The following is a 19,910-nucleotide window of genomic DNA, read 5'->3' as shown; positions in this document are numbered from 1 at the left end:
TCGCCCCTAGGGTGCATCCATGGCGAACAACGGTCCGCTCGCCGGGCGGCGGGCACTCATCACAGGTGGGGCGTCGGGCATCGGCCGCGCCTGCGCCGTCCGGCTGGCCACCGACGGCGCCGACGTCGTGGTCGTCGACCGGGACGCCGAGGCCGCACGGGCGGTGGCCGCGGAGGTCGACGGCACGGCTGTGACGGCCGACCTGTCCGACCTCGCCGCCGTGGACGGCCTGGACCTCGCCGTGGACATCCTGGTCAACAACGCCGGTCTCCAGCACGTCGCCCCGCTGCACGAGTTCCCGGTCGACCGGTTCTCCTACATCCTGCGGCTCATGCTGGAAGCCCCGTTCCGGCTCGTCCGCGGCGCGCTGCCGCACATGTACGACCAGGGCTGGGGGCGGGTGGTGAACATCAGCTCGGTCCACGGGCTGCGTGCCTCGCCGTACAAGGCGGCCTACGTCACGGCCAAGCACGGCCTCGAGGGCCTGTCCAAGGTCATCGCCCTGGAAGGCGCCGACCGGGGCGTCACGTCGAACTGCGTGAACCCCGCGTACGTGCGCACGCCGCTGGTGGAGGGGCAGATAGCCGCCCAGGCCCAGGCGCACGGGTTGTCGGAGGAGCAGGTCGTGGAGCAGGTCATGCTCGCACCGGCGGCGCTCAAGCGGCTCATCGAGCCGTCCGAGGTGGCGGACGCGGTGGCCTGGCTGTGCTCGCCGGGCGCGACATCGGTCACCGGGACCTCGTTCGTGATGGACGGCGGGTGGACCGCCCACTGAGCGTCCGAACGGCCACGACGCCGTACCGTCGCAGGCGTGACCACCACGAACACCGGCCGCTGGATCCGGCTCGACGGCACCACCAACATGCGGGACCTGGGCGGGCTGCCGACCACCGACGGCGGGCGCACGGTGGCCGGGCGCGTCCTGCGCAGCGACAACCTGCAGACCCTGAGCGACGCCGACGTCCGGCGGCTGGTGCACGAGATCGGCCTGCGCCAGGTCATCGACCTGCGCACGACGGCGGAGATCCTCCTGGAGGGCCGTGGGCCGCTGCGCGCGCTCCCCGAGGTCACCCACCAGCACTTCACCCTGCTGCCCGAGCGAGGGCACCACACCGACGTGTTCGCGGTCGAGGAGACCGACGACCGGCCCGAGCTGCCCGCAGGGTGGCTGGAGTCCCTGCTGCCCCGGCAGGTGGCGGCCCACGACGAGGGCGAGCCGCCGGCGGTCCGGTCCTACCTCGGCTACCTCGGCCAGCGGTCGGAGAACGTCGTCGGTGCACTCCGGGCGCTGAGCCGCGCGGAGGGAGGCGCGTCGGTGGTGCACTGCGCGGCCGGCAAGGACCGCACCGGCGTCGTCTGCGCCTTCGCCCTGTCCGTCGCGGGCGTGCCGCACGACGAGATCGTGGCCGACTACGCGCTGACGGCGGAGATCATCGACGCGCTGGTGGCCAAGCTCGCCACCTCCCCGACGTACGCCGACGACATGGTGACCCGCGACGTCGCGAGCCACACCCCGCGCGCGGAGACGATGGAGCGGGTGCTGGCCCTGCTCGACGACCGGTTCGGTGGCCCCGCGGGCTGGCTGGACGCGCACGGCTTCGGCGCCGGCGAGCAGGTCGCCCTGCGCGCCCGGTTGCGGGACTGACGGCTCAGCGGGCGGCGCGGTCCTTGCGACCGCGCCCCTCCTTCTGCCGGTACATCGCGGCGTCCGCCTCGCGGAGCAGCTCGTCGGCGCTGCGGCTGCGGTCGGCGCCGAGCACCGCCACGCCCACGCTGGTGCCCACCCGCACCGGGGTGCCGTCGAGGCGGAAGGGCTCGGCGAAGCAGCCGACGACGCGGTCGGCGAGGCGCCCGGCGTGGTCGGCGTCGGCCAGCTCCGGCAGCACGATGGCGAACTCGTCGCCGCTGAGCCGGCCGACGGTGTCGCCAGGGCGCACGACGGCCCGCAGGCGCGCCGCGACCTGACGCAGCAGCTCGTCCCCGGCGGCGTGGCCGAGCGAGTCGTTGACCTCCTTGAAGCGGTCGAGGTCGCAGAACAGCACCCCGAGGTGCCCGTCCGCGTCGGTGGCCGCGAGCGTCGCCTCCAGCCGTTCCAGGAACAGCACCCGGTTCGGGAGCCCGGTCAGGGCGTCGTGGGTGGCCTGGTGCCGGACGGTCTCCAGCAGGCGGGCCTTCTGCAGCGCGGTCGAGGCCTGGTCGCCGACGCCGCGCAGGCGGGCGAGGACGTCCCCGCCCAGCTCCTCCGGCGCCTGGCCGGCTTCCCAGCTCGCCGTGGCCACGCCGAGGAACGTGCTGCCCGCCAGCAGCGGTACCGCGACGACGTCGGAGACGCCGATGTCGGTCAGCAGCCGGCGCAACGGCGGGCTGCTGTCGGCGGCCCGGACGATCCGCGGCTCCCGGTCGGTGAGCATGCCGACCAGCTCCGGGGTGTCCTCGGCGTGCAGCGGCGTGTCCAGGAAGTGCGCGCGGTGCCCGCTGCTCAGGTTGGCCGACGACCGGCCGCGGAGCTGGCCCTCGGCCGGGTCCCAGAGCATGACCGACGCGCTGCTGCAGCCGACCACGTGCGGCAGGGCGTCGGCGACGATCGAGCTGACGGCGGTGGCGTCGGTGGCCTCGGCCAGCTCGTGCGCCAGGGCGAGGAGCGCACCGGCACGGTCGGCCGCCCGGCGGGCGTCCTCGAGCGCGATGAGCAGGTCGAGCGCGGCCGCGGCGTGCCCGGCGTAGGCGGCGAGCATGGTGTGCTCGTCGGTCATCTCGCCGTCGCCGGACGGGTAGATCGCGGCCAGCCGGCCGTGCCGGCGGCGGGCGGAGGCGACGTCGACGACGACGGCGCTGGGGCCCAGGTCCTCCCCGGCCAGCAGCCGGGCGGCCAGGCCGGCGAGCCGGTCCGCGGGGACGCCGGCGCCGTGCACCAGCGGTGCCCCGCCGTCCGGGGAGGCGACGGCCAGCAGGTGCGCCGGGGCGAGCACGGCCTCGCCCGCGCGGGCGACGATGCGGTGCAGCACGGTGTCCAGGTCGTCGCTGGCGACGAGGTCGCCGGCGGCGGACTGCAGGGTGCGCAGCTGTCCCCGGAGTGCCGTCAGCTCCGGATCGGCCACCCGGTCGCGGCGGCGGGAGAGCCGGGAGCGGCGCTCCCAGGTCATCCGGTACGTGCAGGTCCGGCTGCCGCCGACCTGGCACTCGGCGGAGGTGATGACCCCGGGCGGCAGACGGAAGATCTCCGGGATCGAGACGGCCAGGCCGCGCGCGTACGCGCAGTCCAGCGGCGAGTGCGCGTAGCCCTCGTGCAGGTGGAGCGCGGCCACGGCCGACGTGGCGCCCAGCTCGCGCACCTCCATGGTGGAGACCGTGGTGAACTTCGCCGCGGCGCGGGGCAGCTGGCGGAAGACCTGGCGCGGCGAGCCCAGCGCCCGCAGGACGAGCGTCAGGGAGTGCCCCAGCCCGCTGCGCGTCGCGGCAGCTCCGATGTGGAACATCGTGTCGGGGTCGCCGAGCACGTCGGTCGCGGCGGTGAACAGCCGGATCCGGGCGTCGTAGCTCCACCAGCGGCTCGGGTCGTCGAACTGACCGGCGACGGCGGTGAGGCCGGCCCGGTCGAGCACCTGGCCCACGCCGTCGTCCCCGGCCGCACGGCGCACGTAGGTGAGCACGCCGGCCATGGTGAGGCCCGGCGTCTCCCGCGCCTCGGTCGGCGGATCAGCGGTCGTGCCGCCGCCGGGTGCTCCTGTGCCCACGGACCGAGCATCGGCCGGCAGACCCACCCGCTTGAGCGGAACTGCCCGGTTCGGGTGAGACGGCGCAGGTCAGCCGCGCGCCGGGGCCCCTCGGTCCGCGTGCTTCCGCCGGTACATCGCCGCGTCCGCCGTGCGCAGGAGCTGCTCTGCGGTGCTGCCGTCGCGCGGGTGCACGGCCACCCCGACGCTGGTGCCGATGCGCGCGTCGGCGCCCTCCAGCCGGAACGGATCGCGGAAGCGGTCCACGATCCGCGCGGCCAGACCGTCGGCGTCCGAGGGCTCGGCCAGCCCGGGCAGGACGACGGCGAACTCGTCGCCGCTGAGCCGGCCGACGACGTCCCCCGGCCGGACCGCGGCGAGCAGCCGGGCGGACACCTGGCGCAGCAGCTCGTCGCCGGCCGCGTGCCCCAGCGTGTCGTTCACCTGCTTGAACCGGTCGAGGTCGCAGAACAGCACGGCGACGTGCGACCGCCCGTCCGCCGCCGCGATCGCTGCGGTGAGCCGGTCGAGGAACAGCACCCGGTTGGGCAGCCCGGTCAGCGCGTCGTGGGTGGCCTGGTGCCGGACGGTCTGCAGCAGGCGGGCCTTCTGCAGGGCGGTGGTCGCCTGGTCCGCCACACCGCGCAGCCGGACCTGCACGTCCCCCACGAGCGACGCGGGCGCCTCCCCGGCCTGCCAGCCCGCCGTGGCCACACCGAGGAACGTGGTGCCGGCGACCAGCGGTACGGCGACGACGTGGGCACTGCCGATGCCCCGGAGGACCGCTCTCAGGCCGGGGCTGCTCGTCGCGTCGTCGAGCGTGAGCGGCGTCCGGTCGGTCAGCATCCGCACCAGCTCCGGGGTGTCCTCCGGACGCAGCACGGAGCCCGCCAGCAGGGCCGCCTGCTCCTCGGACATCCCGGCGGTGGAGGACGCCCGCAGCTCCCCGGCGCCCGGGTCCCACAGCAGCAGACTGGCACGGCTGCAGCCCACGACGCGGGGGAGCGCCGCGGCGACCAGCTCGGTCACCTCGGCCGGGTCGGCCGCAGCCGCCAGCTCGTGCGACAGCGCCAGCAGCGCCCCGGCCCGGTCCGCCTCGGTGCGGGCCTCCTCGAGCGCGATGATGAGGTCGAGGGCGGCCGCCGCGTGGCCGGCATAGGCGGCCAGCATGGCTGCCTCGTCCCCCATCGCCGGATCGCCGGACCGGTAGAGGGCGGCCAGCCTGCCATGGCGCCGCCGCGCGGAGGCGATGTCGACGACGACCGCGCCCGGGCCCAGGTCCTCCTCGCCGAGGAGCGCGGCGGCCAGCTCGGGCAGCCGCTCGACCGGCAGGCCCGCCCCGTGCACCAGCGGCGGACCGCCGCCCGGCGCGTGGACGGCCAGCAGGTACGCCGGCGCCAGGACCGCCTCCGCGGCTCGGGAGACGATCCGCTCCAGCGCCGTGTCGACGTCCTCGCTCGCGACCAGATCCGTGGCCGCCGACTGCAGGATCTGCAGCTGGCCGCGCAGGGCCAGGAGCTCCGGGTCGACCGCCAGGGCCGCGCGTCGGCGCCACGGCAGGCGCGACCGCCGGTGCCAGGTCAGGTGGTAGACGCAGGCGGCGTGCCCGTCGGACTGGCACTCGTCGTGGGTGATCTCCGCCGCCGGGAGGGTGAAGATCTGCGGCACCGTGCTCAACAGGCCCTGCGTGTAGTCGCAGTCCAACCGGGAATGCCGGTACCCGTCGTGCAGGCGGTACCTGATAGTCGCCCCGGTGGGCCCGGCCTCGAGGATCTCCATGGTGGAGGTCGTGCTGAACTTCTGCACCGCCCGCGGCAGCTGCCGGAAGACCTGGCGGGGCGAGCCCATGGCGCGCAGCAGGAGGACCAGCGAGTGCGCCAGACCCGTCTGCAGCACCGCCGCTCCGACGTCGAACATGGCGCGAGGGTGGTCGAGGACCTCGGTGGTGGCGGCGAACAGCGCGATGCGGTCCTCGTAGGTCCACCAGCGGGACTGGTCGTCGAGCTCCTCGGGCGTGGCTGCCACGCCGGCACGCCGGATCACCTCCGCGACGGCCTCGTCACCTCGTCGGGCGCGGACGAAGCGCAGCAGCCCACCGGTGGTGGCGCCGGAGGTCTCGCGTCCGGCGCCGGGCTGGCTCATCGTCGCCACCCCGGGCCCGGCGCCTGCTCCACGTCCACGCCCTCTGATCGACGCCGGAGCTCCGCGACCGCAGCGCTTTCCCTCGACGGGGGGAGGCCCGCTCGCCGCTCAAACACCCCGCGTACGCGCACGGCTACACACTGCCAGCGATGCGGCGTCCTCGGAAGTCGTTGTCCCTCGAACGCATGCGACCCCGGTCTCGACGGAGACCGGGGTCGGGATGTGTCGCGGGCCGCGTGGGCGCGGCCGGGGCTCAGCGGCCGAGGAAGTGGCCGCTGTTCGCCATCGTCAGGAGCTCGTCGCGCATGGCCGGGCTGCTGCTGCGCGCCAGGGCCTTGTCGAGTGCTCGCCGGGTACGCGCTACCTGCCGACGCCGCCGCCAGCTGGTGGTCACGCTGCTCATCGTCACTGCCTCTTTCGTCGGTGTGTGGTGCCTATGCCCGTAGTAACGCAGGCATTCATAACTATAATCCATCGATTCGTCGGCGAAGTTGAGCAGACACCGAGGATCCCTCATCCGTTCGGGTGAGCGTCGTCACGCCGGCGCCCCACCGAACCCACCGGACCCGCGAACGGCGACGGCGCCCGCCCCCGGTGGGGGCGGGCGCCGTCGGCGGGCGGTGGGGTCAGCTGGGTCGCTGGACGTCCCCGCGCCACGCTCCGGTCTCGGTGCCACGGCTCTCGATGAACTCCTTGAACTTCTTCGCGTCGGCCTTCACCTGGCGGTCGTCGAAGCCCAGCGCGGCGCCGGCCTTCTCCACCAGCCCGGTGGGCTCCCAGTCGATCTGGATCATCACGCGGGTCTTGGCGTCGTCGAGCCGGTGGAAGGTCACCACACCGGCGTGCTTGGCTTCGCCGCTGGTGCTGGTCCAGGCGACCCGCTCCTCGGGGTGCTGCTCGGTGATCTCGGCGTCGAACTCCCGCTTCACGCCGTCGACGTTGGTCACCCAGTGGGTGTGCGTCTCGTCGATCTGCGTGATGCTCTCCACCCCACCCATGAACTGGGGGAACGACTCGAACTGCGTCCACTGGTCGTAGGCGACGCGGATCGGGACGTCGACGTCGACGGACTCCTGCACGCTGGCCACGTTCTCAGCTCCTTGATGTCGCGTATTCGGTAGCGCGCCACCTACCCCGCGCACTCCCGCCTGACACGTCGGAGCAGGTCAGCGGAGCGCCGCCGGAGACGCTGCCCCCGCACCGGCCGGCCCGGCCGCGCTAGGACCCGGCACGCCGGTCGGCCACCAGGGCGACGGCCAGCCGCGCCGTCACCACCCCCACGACGGCCAGGCAGATCAACCGCACCAGGCCGGCGCCGATGTTCGCCCCGACGTCGGCCGCCGTCAGCGCGTCCACGACGGCCATGACCGCCGTCCCGGCGAGCACCACGAGGCCGAGCTGCCGGTCGCGGCCGACGTCGCCCAGGAGCAGGAGGACGCCGCCGGTGATCGCGCACAGGTAGCCGAGCCCCTGCAGCAGCAACGGGGCGGCCCCCTGCTCCAGGGCCGGCCGCGCGCCGCTCACGCCGATCGCCACGCCGGTGAGGACGACGAACAGCAGCAGCGCGGCGAGCGCTCTCGTACGACGGTGCACGGGTGGGCTCCCTCGCCGGTCGGGCACGGTGTGCGCCGTCAGTAGGCCAGGGCGCTCCCCGGATCGTGCAGCAGCGCGCCGACGTCGGCCAGGAACCGCGACCCCAGCTCGCCGTCGACGATGCGGTGGTCGAACGAGAGCGCCAGCTGGGTCACCTGCCGCACCCGGATCTTCCCCTTGTGCACCCACGGCATCTCGCGGACCGCCCCGAACGCCAGGATGGCGGCCTCGCCCGGGTTGAGGATCGGCGTGCCGGTGTCGACGCCGAAGACGCCGACGTTGGTGATGGTGAGGGTGCCCCCGCTCATGTCGGCCGGGGCGGTCCGCCCGGCGCGGGCGGTCTCGGTCAGCTCCCCGAGAGCCGCGGCCAGCTCGGGGAGGGGGAGCCGGCCGGCGTCCCGGATGTTCGGCACGATCAGCCCCCGCGGCGTCGCGGCGGCGATGCCGAGGTTGACCTGGCCGTGGACGACGATCTCCTGCGCCGCGTCGTCCCAGGAGCTGTTCACCATCGGGTGGCGGCGCGCCGCGAGCAGCACGGCCTTGGCGACGAACAGCAGCGGGCTGACCTTGACCCCGGCGAACTCCGGCCGACCGGCGAGCCGGCTTCGGAGCTTCATCATCCGGGTGACGTCCACGGTCAGGAACTCGGTGACGTGCGGCGCGGTGAAGGCGCTGGCCACCATCGCCGCGGCGGTCGCCTTGCGCACCCCCTTGACCGGGATCCGCTGCTCCCCGCCGGTCCGGGTCTCCGCGGCCGGCTCCGCCGCGGGGGCGGTGCGGGCGCCGACGGCAGCGTCGACGTCGGCCCGGGTGATGCAGCCACCGGTTCCCGAGCCGGTGATCGTCGTCAGGTCCACCCCGAGGTCCTTGGCGTACTTGCGCACCGGGGGCTTGGCCAGCGGGCGGGGGCCGCGGCGACCCGGCTGCGCCCCGCGGGCGGGCGCGGCGTCCTCGCGGAGGGCGGCGGCCTCCGCCTGGCGGCCGACCTCGAGCCCGCCGTGCCGCATGGGCTTGCTGCGCATGTCGGGAGCGGTGGCGAGCAGCGGCGGACCGTCGTCGGTGGGCAGCGGCGGGCGGTCGGTGCCCCCGGAGCCGTAGTCGGCGCCGGGCAGCGCGGTCGCGCGGGCCGCGGCGGCGGTGCCCGAACGCCGCGGCCGGCGCCGCGCCTCGGTCGTGCGCGGGCCGTAGCCGACCAGCACCGCGGTCCGGCCGCCCGGTGCGGTGCCCCCGATCAGCCCGGCGGCGGGCTCGCCGTCACCGGCTCCAGCCGGTTCGCCGTCGTCGGCCGGCTCGGCGGCCGGCGCGCCGCCGGCTGCCTCTCCCCCGCCGGTGTCGATCGTGATGATCGGCGTGCCGACGTCGACCATGGTCCCGGCCTCGTGCAGCAGCTCGACGACGGTGCCGGCGAACGGCGAGGGCAGCTCGACGGCCGCCTTGGCGGTCTCGACCTCGCACAGCGGCTGGTTGACCGTCACGGTGTCACCGACGGCGACCAGCCACTGGAGGATCTCCCCCTCGGTGAGGCCCTCACCGACGTCGGGGAGCTTGAACTGGCGGAGGGTGGCGCTATGCGGCATGGCTCAGAACTCCATCGCGCGGTCGACGGCGTCCAGCACCCGGTCGAGGTCGGGGAGGTACTCCTCCTCGAGCTTCGACGGCGGGTACGGGGTGTCGTAGCCCCCGACCCGCAGCACCGGCGCCTCCAGGGAGTGGAAGCAGGTCTCGGTCACCCGGGCGGCGATCTCCGCGCCCAGGCCCAGGGTCACCGGCGCCTCGTGGACGACCACGCAGCGCCCGGTCCGGCGCACGCTCTCGAACACCGGCGCAAGGTCCAGCGGGGAGACGGTGCGCAGGTCGACGACCTCCACCGAGCGCCCCTCCTCCGCCGCGGCCTCGGCGGCCTGCAGCGCCGTCTTCACCATCGGCCCGTAGGCGAGCACGGTGACGTCGTCCCCGCCGCGGACCACCCGCGAGGCGAACAGCGGGTCGGGCGTGGCGTCGACGTCGACCTCGGCCTTCTCCCAGTACCGGCGCTTGGGCTCGAGGAAGACGATCGGGTCGGGGTGGGCAACGGCTTGCTGGATGCCCCAGTAGGCGTCCACCGGGTTGCTGACCGCGACGACCTTGAGGCCCGCGGTGTGCGCGAAGTAGGCCTCCGGGCTCTCGCTGTGGTGCTCCACCGCGCCGATACCGCCGCCGAACGGGATGCGGATGACGATGGGCATCGGCAGCCGTCCCTTGGAGCGGGCGTGGATCTTGGCCACCTGGGTGACGATCTGGTTGTAGGCGGGGAAGACGAAGCCGTCGAACTGGATCTCGCAGACCGGCCGGTAGCCGCGCATGGCCAGGCCGACGGCGGTGCCGAGGATGCCGGCCTCGGCGAGCGGGGTGTCGACCACGCGCGCCTCGCCGAAGTCCTTCTGCAGGCCGTCGGTGATCCGGAAGACCCCGCCGAGCTTGCCGATGTCCTCGCCCATGAGCACGACCTTCGCGTCGTCCTCCATGGCCTTGCGCAGGCCGAGGTTGAGCGCCTTGCCGATCGTGAGCGTCTGCGCCATCAGTGCTCGCCCCCCTCGAACGACGCCTGGTAGGCGACGAAGTCGGCCCGCTGCTGCGCCAGCTGCGGGGTCTGCTCGGCGTAGACGTGGTCGAACATCTCCGTCGGCGCCGGATCGGGCATGTCGACGGTGCCGCTCCGGATGCGCGCGGCCAGCTCGTCGGCCTCGGCCTCCACGGACTGGAAGAACGCGGCGTCGGCGATGGAGCTGCGGGACAGGTGGGCCTTGAGCCGGGCGATCGGGTCGCGCAGCTTCCACTCCTCCAGCTCGCTCGCCAGCCGGTAGCGGGTGGGGTCGTCGGAGGTGGTGTGCGCACCCATCCGGTAGGTGAACGCCTCGATGAAGGTCGGCCCCTGGCCCTCGCGCGCGGCCTGCAGCGCCTGCCGCGTCACGGCCAGCACGGCGAGGACGTCGTTGCCGTCGACCCGGACGCCGGGGAAGCCGAAGCCGGCGGCCCGCTGGTACAGCGGCACCCGCGACTGCCGCTCCAGCGGGACGCTGATCGCGTACTGGTTGTTCTGGCAGAAGAAGACGACGGGGGCCGAGAAGCTGGCCGCCCAGATCATCGCCTCGTTGACCTCGCCCTGGCTGGTCGCGCCGTCGCCGAGGAAGGCAAGCGCCGCGTTCTCTGCACCGTCGCGCTGCAGGCCCATGGCGTAGCCGGTGGCGTGCAGCGTCTGCGCGCCGATCACGACGGTGTAGAGGTTGAAGCCGGTGGCCACCGGGTCCCAGCCGCCGTTGTCCACGCCGCGGAACAGGCTGATCACGTGCAGCGGGTCGACGCCGCGGGTCCAGGCGACGCCGTGCTCGCGGTAGGTCGGGAAGGCCATGTCGGAGGCGGCCATCGCCCGCCCGGCGCCGATCTGCGCGGCCTCCTGGCCCAGCAGCGAGGCCCAGATGCCCAGCTCGCCCTGCCGCTGCAGCGCGGTCGCCTCGACGTCCCAGCGGCGGACCAGGACGAGGTCGCGGTACAGCGCGCGCAGCTCGTCGTGCCCGATCTCGAGCGCGTAGTCGGGGTGCTCGACCCGGTCGCCCTCCGGCGTCAGCAGCTGGACCAGGTCGGCGCGGTTGGGCAGGTGGGGCGCGGCGGCCCCCGGGACGGGATCGACCATCTCTTCGGTCTCGGGCAGCGCTGTCACGGGTCGCACTCCTCGCCGTCGGCCACCGCCGCCGGGGTCACCGGTGGCGCGGTGGGGCTGGACGTTCCGGCCGCCGGGTGTGGCAGCCCTCACACATCCTGACACGGCAGCCCGGCCGAGGACCAGCCCTGATCAGCAGCGATCTGCGCAGGGCTCGCGCCTCGATCTGCGCAGAACGTCACCCATTCGGGGTCGGCACCTGCCAGACTGCACAGCATGCCGGAGATCGACGCGACGGACGCGCGGCTGCTGCGCGCGCTGACCGCGGACCCGCGGGCCAGCGTGATGGCGCTGTCGCAGCGGCTGGGGCTGGCGCGCAACACCGTGCAGACCCGGCTGGCCCGGCTGGAGGGCAACGGCGTCCTCGCCCCGCTGGACCAGCGGGTGCGGCCCGAGGCGCTCGGGTACCGGCTCGCGGCGTACATGTCGGTGCAGGTGGCGCAGCGGGGGCTGGGTGAGGTCAGCGACGCGCTGGCCGGCCTGCCGGAGGTCCTGGAGGTGACCGGGCTGTCCGGCGCCACCGACCTGCTGGTGCACGTGGTGGCCACCGACGCCGACCACCTCTGGCGGATCACCGAGGCCGTCCTGGCGATCGGCGGCGTCCAGCGGGTGGACACCGCGCTTGCCATGCGCCGCTTCGTCGAGCGCCGCACCGCACCGCTGCTGGACCGGGCCGCCGGGACGGGCTAACGGGGCCGGCGGATCCGCACGGGCCCCCGGGCGGTCCGGACGTCGACCACCTCGCCGCCCTGGATCACCTCGACGGCCCCCGCGTCCGCGAGCCGGCCGGCCGCGCTGCGCGCCTCGGGCATCAGGTCGCGCCAGCCCGCAGGATCCACCGCGCGAGCGGCCTCCGAGGGGCAGATGGAGGCCTCGGGACGACGCTGTGCGAGGAGCTCGCCGATGGTGCGCTCCAGCTCGGCGGCGACGTCGTCCACCCGTCCAGCCTGCGCGGAGCAGGACGGACCCGCCAGCGGGCGACCGTTCCGGCCGGCGGTCGGTGGGTGGGGCCGCTGCAGGGCGGGTACCGGCCGCGCATGGCGAAGCGGACCCCGTTCGGCGTGGCGGGCAAGGGCAAGCGCGGGATCAGCACCCTCGGGTGGGCGTTGCGCGGTGCGGCGGCCGGTGCGGCCGGGACGACGGCGCTCAACGCCGTCACCTACCTGGACATGGTTATTCGCGGCCGGGGCGCCAGCTCGACGCCGGAGCGGACCGTGGAGCGGCTGGCGGAGACGGCGCACCTGGCCGTCCCCGGCGACGACGAGACCCGCCGGAACCGGGTGCAGGGGCTGGGGCCGATGACCGGTCTGGTGGCCGGCGTCGGCGTCGGCGTGGTCGGCGGCCTGGCCCGCGCGTCGGGCCTGCTCTCGGCGAAGCCGGTCGGGACCCTGCTCACCGGGCTGGGCGCGATGGTCGCGGCGAACGGGCCCATGACGGCGCTCGGCGTCACCGATCCCCGCACCTGGTCGGCGGCCGACTGGCTCAGCGACCTGGTGCCGCACCTGGTCTACGGCGTGGTCGTCAAGAACACCATCGACGCCTTCGACCGCCCCTGACCCCCCAGGGCATAGGAGGCAATGCCTACGGTTCGGGCGCCGGAACCGCAGGCATAGCCTCCTATGCCTCTACGAGCGCCAGCCGCCCTCGTCCACGCCACCGGGCACGGGCGCGTCGGGGTCGTAGGGGGTGCGGGTGAAGACGAACGTGTCCAGGTCGAGGTGGTCGGCGGCGATCCGCAGCGTCTCGCCGGCGAAGTAGCCGTCCAGACCGAGCCACGTGCCGTCGTCGCGCCGGGTGAACCGGCTGGCCCGCCCGCTGCGGCCGGGCAGCGGGCCCAGGTGCAGCAGGCCGCCGGCGACGGCGCGGAGGACGTAGGGGGCCGGCCCCCAGAACCAGACGCCGAGGCTCTCCAGCGGCACCGGCGACGGCGCGGGCACCCACGGCTCGACGATCCGCGGCTCGGCGCCGCGCAGGTCGGCGAGCAGCCCGAAGACCAGCGGGTCGACGCCGCTGGTCGCGTTGGCCAGCGAGACCGCGCCGGTCTGCTCCTCGCGGTCGACGAACACCCCGGCGAGGAAGCCGGGCATCGAACCGCCGTGCCCCACGAGCGTCCGGCCGTCGACCCGCACCACCTGCACGCCGAGCCCGTAGGACGACCAGCCGGGCGCCGAGGAGTCGACTCCGGCGGGCACGGTCATCTCCTCCAGCGTCGCCGGGTCGAGGACGTCGGCGGTGTCGCCGAGCAGGAAGGCGGCGACGCGCCCGAGGTCGGCCAGGGTCGCCCACAGCTGCCCGGCGGCGGCCATGACGCCGGCGTGGTGCTCGGGCTCGGGCAGGACGACGTCGGCCCAGGGGTGCACCGCGAACCCCTCGGCCGCCGGGGCGACCGGCCGGGGCGTGGTGCGCGCCATGCCCAGCGGCGCCAGCACCTCGGCGGTCACCGCCTCCTCCCAGCTACGGCCCCGCTGCCGGGCGACGAGCTCGCCCAGCAGCCCGAAGCCCAGGTTGGAGTAGTGGAACCGGCGGGCCGCCCCGAGCACGACGTCCCGGTCGGCCACGCCGAGCTCGTCCAGGGTGCCGCCGGGCGTGCGCTCCCACCAGCCGCCGGGGCTCTCCGCGGAGGCACCGGCGAGGTGCGAGAGCAGCTGTCCGACGGTGCGGTCGCCGAAGGGCGTCCCCGGCAGGTGCTGCTCCAGCGGGTCGTCGAGGCGCAGCAGGCCCTCGTCCCGCAGCCGCAGCACGACGACCGCCGTCACCGTCTTGCTGATCGAGCCCAGCCGGTACTGGACGTCGGTGTGCGGCTCGGCCACCGCGCCGCGGCCGGCCGACCAGGCCAGCCCGCCGTCGCGGACGACGCCGGCGACCAGGCTGGGCGCGCGGCCGTCGCGCTGGACGCGGGCGGTGCGCGCCAGCAGGAGGCGGGCGGTGCTGGGGAGGACGGGCTCGGGCATGACGGCGACCGTAGCGAGCCGCCACACCCGGGGGGTCAGGCGGTCAGCGCCCCGCGCGCGGGCAGCTCACCGGAGCGGGTGGCCCGCCGCTCGAACCAGACCGTGGCCAGCGGCGGCACCGATGCGGCGAGCGCGAGCACGGTGGTGCCGGCCGACCAGCGCAGCACCCGGGCCGCGACGAGCGCCACGAGGACGTAGACGACGAAGACCCCGCCGTGGATCGGGCCGAACACCTGCACACCCAGCTCGGAGGTCTGCAGCACCCACTTGACGAACATCCCGGCCAGCAGGCCGATCCAGGTGATCGCCTCGGCGACGGCGACGATGCGGAAGGCGGTGGCGACGGTGCGCGGGGTCAACGGACGTCCTCGGGTCGGCGGGGCTGTCCGAGGGTCAACGACCGGGCGGCGTGCGGGGTCCCCGCCGCGGGTGTGACCTTGGCGGCACAGGGGCACCTGGCAGGGTCGGCGCCGTGCGCGGACTGGCCCGGCGGGAGTTCTGCCTGGTCCTGCTGCGCCGGATGGCCGACGTCCGGCCCGACCTCACCGCCGCGGCCCTCCCCCGGCTCGGCGCGACCCGGGCCGAGGCCCACGCCGCGCACACCCGCTGGCAGGCGCTGCAGCACTCCCGGCGGGCGCCGCGCGGGCTCGCGCTGCGCTCGGCGGTCCTCGGCCCGCCCGAGGAGCTGGAGGACCGGCGGTTCGGCGACCTCGACGTCCAGGTGCGCCGCTGGCCCCTGCCGCTGTGGCCGCACCTGTGGTGGGAGGTGCTCAGCGGTCCGGGCGGCGCCGTCTACAACGAGCACCTCGTCCGGGCACCCGGCTCGCCCGTCCCGCCGGCCACGGGCCGTCGGCTGCTGGTGTGGGAGCACGTGCTCGACGACGTCGTCGGCCTGCCCGGCGCCCGCGGTGCCGGCGTGGTGACCCGCTGGGAGGTGTCCCTGCCGGACGGCGCCCGGGCGGTGTTCGTGTGGGGCCTGCTCCAGCAGGTCACCCGGGATGGTCAGCCGGCGATCCGCCGGGCCCCGTTGTAGCCGCCCATCGAGTCGATGCTGGCCACCTTGACCACGTCGCCGGACGTGGGCGCGTGCACCATCTGGCCGTTGCCGATGTAGACGCCGACGTGGCTGATGGGGCTGTAGAAGAACACCAGGTCGCCGGGCTGGAGCTGGTCGCGGGAGACCGCCTGGCCGACGCCGGCCTGGTTGCGGCTGGCCCGCGGGAGGCTGATCCCCGCGGCGCGGTAGGCGTAGGAGGTCAGACCCGAGCAGTCGAAGGCGCCGGGTCCGGAGGCGGCCCACACGTAGGGCTTGCCCCGCTGGGCCATGGCGGCGTCGACGGCGGCCTGGGCGGCGCTGCTGTTCGCCACGACCGGCGCCGACGGCGCAGGGGCGCGGTCGCTGCGGCTGGCGCGCTGCGGCTCGGCGGCGGGCGCCTCCCCGCCGTGCCCGTCCTCGGCGTGCGCTGCGGCGGCGGCTGCCGCGGCGGCCTGCCGCTCCGCCGCGGTGAGCTGCTCGTACTGCGCCCGGAAGTCGGCGACCTGCTCCGCCAGGTCGGCCTGCTGCCGGGCGACGTCGTCGTAGGTCGCCTGCGCGTCGGCGGCGGACTGCTGCGCGGTGGTCTGGGCCTGGGCGGCGGCCACGTTCGCGCGGGCGGCCTCCTCGAGGAGACCGCTCTGGTGCCCCGCGATGGTCTGCAGCGTGGCCACCCGGTTGACGAACTCGTCGGCCGAGCTGCTGGTGAGCATCGCCTGGAGCGACCCCAGGCTCTCCCCGGTGAAGGCGCTGCGGGCGATGCCGCGCACGGCCTCCTGCGCCCGGGCGAGATCGGCGGTCGCCTGCTCCAGCTGGGCCGCGGCGGCGGCCGCGGCGGCCTGCTGGGCGGCCAGCGCGTCCTGCGCCTCGTTGAACCGCTCGGTGACGACCTCGAGCTGGTGCCCGCGCTCGGCGACCAGCTGCGCCGCCTCGGCCGACGAGCTCGGACCGCCCGGCTCGGCCGACGCGGGAACGGCCGAGAACAGGAGGCCGAGGGTGCCGGCGAGGGCCAGCCCCGCCCGCGCGGTACGGCGGCGGGGAAGCGGGCGCAGGGGGGTCGCCATGGTGCGGCGGCTCTCCGTTCTCTCTCGCGAGCCGCCTACCGGCCCGGCACGACGGCGCACGGCCACGGTCCGGGAGGGATCGGTCCGTCACTCCCCGTGTGCGCGGAGGTGGCCGGTTCGACGGCGCCCGGCGGGTGTCACGCGGGGCGGTGACGGTAAGCCCCGGCGGGCATACTCACCGTAGGCGCCGTGACCGGGTCGTGACAACGCCCTGAACGACATTCGTGTAGTTCGACCCTGCGTTCCGGCTCGCCGCGCACCACGAGCCCCGCCCGGCGCTGCAGCCACACCTCCGGAGCCCGGTGGGGCCCACGAACGGAACCTCCCCGCCCGGTTTCGGCGCGCCGCCGCCGGACCACTACCGAGGGATGGACATCCGCCGGTTCCTGCCGCCGATCGCCTGGTGAGCGAGGCACCGCCCGAGCGGCGGACGGCGGAAGACGATCCCACCCGGGCCCGCCCCGGCCGGTTGAGGGGCCTGGTCACCGGCGTCCTCCCCGGCGTGAAGTCCCGGCTCCGGGGCCGCGACCTCGCGCTCATCGCCGCCGGTCTCACCTTCTACGCCGGCATCGCGATCGTGCCGCTCCTGGTGCTGGCGTTCGGCCTGACGGCCTGGCTCACCTCCCCGGAGCGGGTGCACGAGCTGGGGGTGCGGCTCGGCGACCTCCTCCCGGACGAGCTCGGGGCACCGGCGGCCGTGGCCCGGCTGGTGGACGCCGGCGTCGGCCTGGACCCCCTCGGCGCCCTGCTCGCCCTGCTGCCCATGTCCCTGTACGGGGAGGGGCTGCGGCGGGCCCTGCTCCGCTTCGGCACCCGGCACGAGGGGATGACCGGCTGGCGCGGCCGGCTCGGCGCGCTCCCCCTCCTCCTGCTCGCACCGGTCCTGCTCTACCCGCTGCTGCTGGCCGCGTCGCTCATGGCCGACCTGGCCGACCGCGGGGGCGCGGCGGCCGCCGTCGGGCAGGTGGCCGTCGGGTACTACTCGGTGCTGGCAGCGCTCACCGTGCCGCTGGCATGGGGCTTCCGCGTCGTCGGCGGGGGCCGCGTGCGGTGGCCGGCGCTCCTGGCGGGCGCGCTGTTCACCGCGGCGTGCCTGTCCGGCTTCCTGCAGGGCTTCGTGCTGTTCCTGGCCCTGCCGCTGGACCTCGGCGCACCGTTCGGCGGGCTCGTCGTCGTCGGCGGGGTGGTGGCGGTCGGGCTCTGGCTGTTCGCCCTGCACCTGGTGGTCCTGCTCGGCTGGCTGGTCACCCAGTCGCTGGACGAGCGGTGGCACGGCCCGTCGGCGCGGACGCGGCCGGGGCAGGCGCTCGACCCGGGTCCGGAGCTCCGTTAGTCCGGGTCCTCCGGCGCGACGGGATCAGGCTCGGGGCCTGGTTCCGGCGCAGGCTCCACCGGCGGCGGGGCGACCGGCGGAGGCGGCACCGGGACGGGCTCCGGCACCGGGACGGGCGTCGGCACGGGCGGGGGCGGCACGTACCGCGAGCCGTTGCTGACCAGGATCGAGACCGCCTGGCCGGGCACCGCACGTCCGCCTGCGGGCGGGCTCGTGCCCACGAGCTCGCCCGGGGCGAGGTCGCTGTCCACCCGCACGACGAGGTCGAGGAAGCCGGCGCGGCTGAGCACGTCCGCGCAGTCGAACGGATCGGAGCAGCGGGGCATCGGGACGGTCTCCCCCCGGACGACGGCCGGGTCCGCCGGCGGGAAGTCGCTGCTGCCGCGGGTCGTGAGGATCGGCGCCATCGCGTCGTGCCAGATGGTCGCGCCCTTGCCGCCGCCGAAGCCGCCGACGTCCTCCTTCTCCTTGGGATTGAAGACCATGACGCTGGCGGCGATCTCCGGCGTGTAGCCGACGAAGGCGACGGAGACGTTCTCCTGCGTGGTGCCGGTCTTGCCCGCGATCTGGTGCCCCGGCACGTACGCGCGCCGGCCGGTCTGCCCCTCGTAGCCGGGCTCGACGTCCTTGCGCAGCATCTGGTTGAGCGTGTTGGCGACCCCGGCCGGGATCGCCTCGGGCGTGCAGCGGTCGCCGTCGACGAGCGGCTCGCCGTCGTCCCCCAGGACGGGCTCCCCGTCACGGTCCAGCAGCCCGGTGACCGGGACGACGTCGCACTGCGTGCCGCCGGCCGCCAGCGTGGCGTAGGCACCGGCCAGCCCGAGCGGGCTGGTCGCCTCGGGCCCGAAGGCGAACGAGCCGTTGTTCTCGTCGATGGTCCGCTGCGCGAGCCCGCCGGGCCCGTGCTCGTACAGGCCCATGCGCTCGGCCATCCGCACCGGCTCCTCGACGCTGCCGAGGGCGTCCTCGAGCGCTAGGAAGTAGGTGTTGGAGGACTGGTAGAGCGCCGTCGTCAGGTCGAGCGTGGACCGGTAGGTGCCGGAGTTCCGGACGTCGTAGGGCCCACCGCCCTCCTCGTAGACGCGGGAGACGTACCGGCTGGGCGTGGTGAGCGTGTACTCCGTGGAGTACCCGCGGGCGAGCGCGGCGGCGGCCACGAACACCTTGTAGGTGGACCCGGCGCCGCGGCTGGGGGCGGCGTTGAGGTTGAACGACTCCTGCGTGCGGTCGTCCTCGTCGTGGCCGAAGACGCGGTTGACGCTCATGGCCAGCAGGTGGCCGGTGCCCGGCTCGACCGCGGTGAAGGTCGCCGCCAGCGAGCTCTCCAGCGGCTCGGTCGCGACCACCGCCGCGTCGCCGGCGCGCTGCAGGTCCGCGTCCAGCGTCGTCTGGATCACGTAGCCGTTGCGCTCGAGGTCCTCCTGCGTGAGGCCGTGCTCGCGCTCCAGCCAGCTCTGCACGAAGTCGCAGACGTAGGCGCCCACGGTCGCCTCGATGCAGCCGCGGGGCGGCGCGGCGGCGGGGGCCAGCCCCAGCGGGGCGGCCGAGGCCTCGGCCTGCTGCTCCGGCGTGATGTAGCCCTGGGCGGCCATGCGGGCCAGCACCTGGCTGCGGCGCACGGCGGCGCCCTCGGGGTCGGTGAAGGGGTCGTGGTCGGAGGGGCTCTGCACCAGGCCGGCGAGCAGGGCCGCCTGCGGCAGGGTCAGCCGTGCTGCGTCCACGCCGAAGAACGCCTGGGCCGCGGGCTGGACGCCGTAGGCGTTCCGCCCGAAGTAGACGATGTTCAGGTAGCGGGTGAGCAGCTCGTCCTTGCTGTACGCGTTCTCCATCGCCAGGGCCAGCCGGGCCTCGCGCAGCTTGCGGCCGAAGGTCTTCTCGATGGCCGCGTCGCGCTCCTCCGGGGTGCCGGCGGCCTGCAGCAGGGTCTGCTTGACCAGCTGCTGGGTGAGCGTGGAGCCCCCCTCCTCGACCTCGCCGGCGGCGATGTTCGTGACCAGCGCGCGCACGGTGCCCTGCACGTCGAGCCCGCCGTGGTCGTAGAAGCGGGCGTCCTCGATGGCGATCAGCGCCTGCCGCATGACCTCGGCGATCTCCTCGGTCGCGACCGGCGCGCGGTTCTCGCGGTAGAAGGAGGTGATCACCTCGCCGTCGGCCGCCAGCATGACGCTGTTGCGGGCCGGCACCTCGACGGAGAACTCCTCCGGTGGGTCACCGAGCAGGCCGGTGGACTGCCGGGCGGCCAGCGCCGGGCCGCCGATCCACGGCATCAGCAGCCCGGCCAGCAGCACCCCCGCCAGCAGGACGGCACCCCCGAGGGTGAGCAGCGTGCGGCCGGTGCCCGTGCGCGACCCCATGACCCTCCTCCGGCTGAAAGGCCAGCTCAG

19 protein-coding genes are annotated in these 19,910 nt (G+C 75.1%); 6 read left to right on the top strand and 13 right to left on the bottom strand.

What is annotated here, in order from left to right:
* Positions 1-19: 19 nt before the first annotated feature.
* Positions 20-775: a 3-hydroxybutyrate dehydrogenase gene (locus O2W17_RS10985; RefSeq protein ID WP_269192472.1), complete on the top strand. Its 756-nt coding sequence runs from the start codon at positions 20-22 to the stop codon at positions 773-775.
* A 36-nt stretch (positions 776-811) separates the two neighbouring features.
* Positions 812-1,645: a tyrosine-protein phosphatase gene (locus tag O2W17_RS10980; protein WP_269192471.1), complete on the top strand. Its 834-nt coding sequence runs from the start codon at positions 812-814 to the stop codon at positions 1,643-1,645.
* 4 nt (positions 1,646-1,649) lie between these two features.
* Here O2W17_RS10980 and O2W17_RS10975 read toward each other — a convergent pair whose 3' ends face one another.
* From O2W17_RS10975 to pdhA, 8 genes are all read right to left on the bottom strand, one after another.
* Positions 1,650-3,734 carry a diguanylate cyclase domain-containing protein gene (locus O2W17_RS10975; protein ID WP_269192470.1) on the bottom strand — a complete coding sequence of 695 codons (2,085 nt, stop codon included), beginning with the start codon at positions 3,732-3,734 and terminating at the stop codon, positions 1,650-1,652.
* A gap of 69 nt (positions 3,735-3,803) precedes the next feature.
* Positions 3,804-5,855: a sensor domain-containing diguanylate cyclase gene (locus O2W17_RS10970; RefSeq protein WP_269192469.1), complete on the bottom strand. Its 2,052-nt coding sequence runs from the start codon at positions 5,853-5,855 to the stop codon at positions 3,804-3,806.
* A 253-nt stretch (positions 5,856-6,108) separates the two neighbouring features.
* Complete coding sequence (locus tag O2W17_RS10965; protein WP_269192468.1) at positions 6,109-6,258, bottom strand: hypothetical protein; 150 nt, start codon at positions 6,256-6,258, stop codon at positions 6,109-6,111.
* A 223-nt stretch (positions 6,259-6,481) separates the two neighbouring features.
* On the bottom strand, positions 6,482-6,943 hold the full coding sequence (locus O2W17_RS10960) for an SRPBCC family protein (protein ID WP_269192467.1): 462 nt from the start codon (positions 6,941-6,943) through the stop codon (positions 6,482-6,484).
* A 130-nt stretch (positions 6,944-7,073) separates the two neighbouring features.
* Positions 7,074-7,448 (bottom strand): hypothetical protein, encoded by a 375-nt coding sequence (locus O2W17_RS10955; RefSeq protein WP_269192466.1) that lies wholly within the window; start codon positions 7,446-7,448, stop codon positions 7,074-7,076.
* A 38-nt stretch (positions 7,449-7,486) separates the two neighbouring features.
* Entirely contained in the window at positions 7,487-9,025 is a 1,539-nt protein-coding gene (locus O2W17_RS10950) for a dihydrolipoamide acetyltransferase family protein (protein WP_269192465.1), read from the bottom strand.
* Between the two features lie 3 nt (positions 9,026-9,028).
* Positions 9,029-10,006, bottom strand: coding sequence for an alpha-ketoacid dehydrogenase subunit beta (locus O2W17_RS10945; protein WP_269192464.1), 978 nt, complete (start codon positions 10,004-10,006; stop codon positions 9,029-9,031).
* Complete coding sequence (gene pdhA, locus O2W17_RS10940) at positions 10,006-11,145, bottom strand: pyruvate dehydrogenase (acetyl-transferring) E1 component subunit alpha (RefSeq protein ID WP_269192463.1); 1,140 nt, start codon at positions 11,143-11,145, stop codon at positions 10,006-10,008. Before pdhA ends, O2W17_RS10945 begins: the two co-directional genes overlap by 1 nt.
* A gap of 216 nt (positions 11,146-11,361) precedes the next feature.
* Here pdhA and O2W17_RS10935 point away from each other — a divergent pair, with 216 nt between their 5' ends.
* A complete protein-coding gene (locus tag O2W17_RS10935; protein ID WP_269192462.1) occupies positions 11,362-11,835 on the top strand; it encodes an Lrp/AsnC family transcriptional regulator in 474 nt (157 codons plus the stop codon).
* Here the strand turns inward: O2W17_RS10935 and O2W17_RS10930 are convergent.
* Complete coding sequence (locus tag O2W17_RS10930; RefSeq protein WP_269192461.1) at positions 11,832-12,083, bottom strand: DUF3253 domain-containing protein; 252 nt, start codon at positions 12,081-12,083, stop codon at positions 11,832-11,834. The two genes, O2W17_RS10935 and O2W17_RS10930, sit on opposite strands and share 4 nt — an antisense overlap.
* A gap of 99 nt (positions 12,084-12,182) precedes the next feature.
* Here O2W17_RS10930 and O2W17_RS10925 point away from each other — a divergent pair, with 99 nt between their 5' ends.
* A complete protein-coding gene (locus O2W17_RS10925) occupies positions 12,183-12,701 on the top strand; it encodes a hypothetical protein (protein ID WP_269192460.1) in 519 nt (172 codons plus the stop codon).
* Positions 12,702-12,770: 69 nt separating this feature from the next.
* Here the strand turns inward: O2W17_RS10925 and O2W17_RS10920 are convergent, their stop codons facing one another.
* Together O2W17_RS10920 and O2W17_RS10915 are read right to left on the bottom strand one after the other, a co-directional pair.
* On the bottom strand, positions 12,771-14,096 hold the full coding sequence (locus O2W17_RS10920) for a serine hydrolase domain-containing protein (protein WP_269192459.1): 1,326 nt from the start codon (positions 14,094-14,096) through the stop codon (positions 12,771-12,773).
* A gap of 35 nt (positions 14,097-14,131) precedes the next feature.
* Complete coding sequence (locus O2W17_RS10915) at positions 14,132-14,455, bottom strand: DUF3817 domain-containing protein (RefSeq protein ID WP_269192458.1); 324 nt, start codon at positions 14,453-14,455, stop codon at positions 14,132-14,134.
* 113 nt (positions 14,456-14,568) lie between these two features.
* Between O2W17_RS10915 and O2W17_RS10910 the strand changes: the two genes are divergently transcribed.
* Complete coding sequence (locus tag O2W17_RS10910; protein WP_269192457.1) at positions 14,569-15,129, top strand: hypothetical protein; 561 nt, start codon at positions 14,569-14,571, stop codon at positions 15,127-15,129.
* On the opposite strand, the gene O2W17_RS10905 is transcribed toward O2W17_RS10910, so the two are convergent.
* Positions 15,099-16,193 carry a C40 family peptidase gene (locus tag O2W17_RS10905; protein ID WP_269192456.1) on the bottom strand — a complete coding sequence of 365 codons (1,095 nt, stop codon included), beginning with the start codon at positions 16,191-16,193 and terminating at the stop codon, positions 15,099-15,101. The genes O2W17_RS10910 and O2W17_RS10905 overlap by 31 nt on opposite strands.
* Positions 16,194-16,596: 403 nt before the next feature.
* Here O2W17_RS10905 and O2W17_RS10900 point away from each other — a divergent pair, with 403 nt between their 5' ends.
* The gene (locus O2W17_RS10900) at positions 16,597-17,526 is read left to right on the top strand and encodes a YhjD/YihY/BrkB family envelope integrity protein (protein WP_269192455.1); all 930 of its coding nucleotides are present in this window, start codon (positions 16,597-16,599) and stop codon (positions 17,524-17,526) included.
* On the opposite strand, the gene O2W17_RS10895 is transcribed toward O2W17_RS10900, so the two are convergent.
* Entirely contained in the window at positions 17,523-19,880 is a 2,358-nt protein-coding gene (locus O2W17_RS10895) for a transglycosylase domain-containing protein (protein ID WP_269192454.1), read from the bottom strand. The genes O2W17_RS10900 and O2W17_RS10895 overlap by 4 nt on opposite strands.
* Between the last annotated feature and the right edge of the window lie 30 nt (positions 19,881-19,910).

Source organism: Blastococcus sp. VKM Ac-2987 (assembly GCF_026967805.1).
In the GTDB taxonomy this organism is placed as follows: domain Bacteria; phylum Actinomycetota; class Actinomycetes; order Mycobacteriales; family Geodermatophilaceae; genus Blastococcus.
The sequence above is the reverse complement of the archived record's forward strand: the minus strand, read 5'-3'. Positions and strand labels throughout refer to the sequence as shown.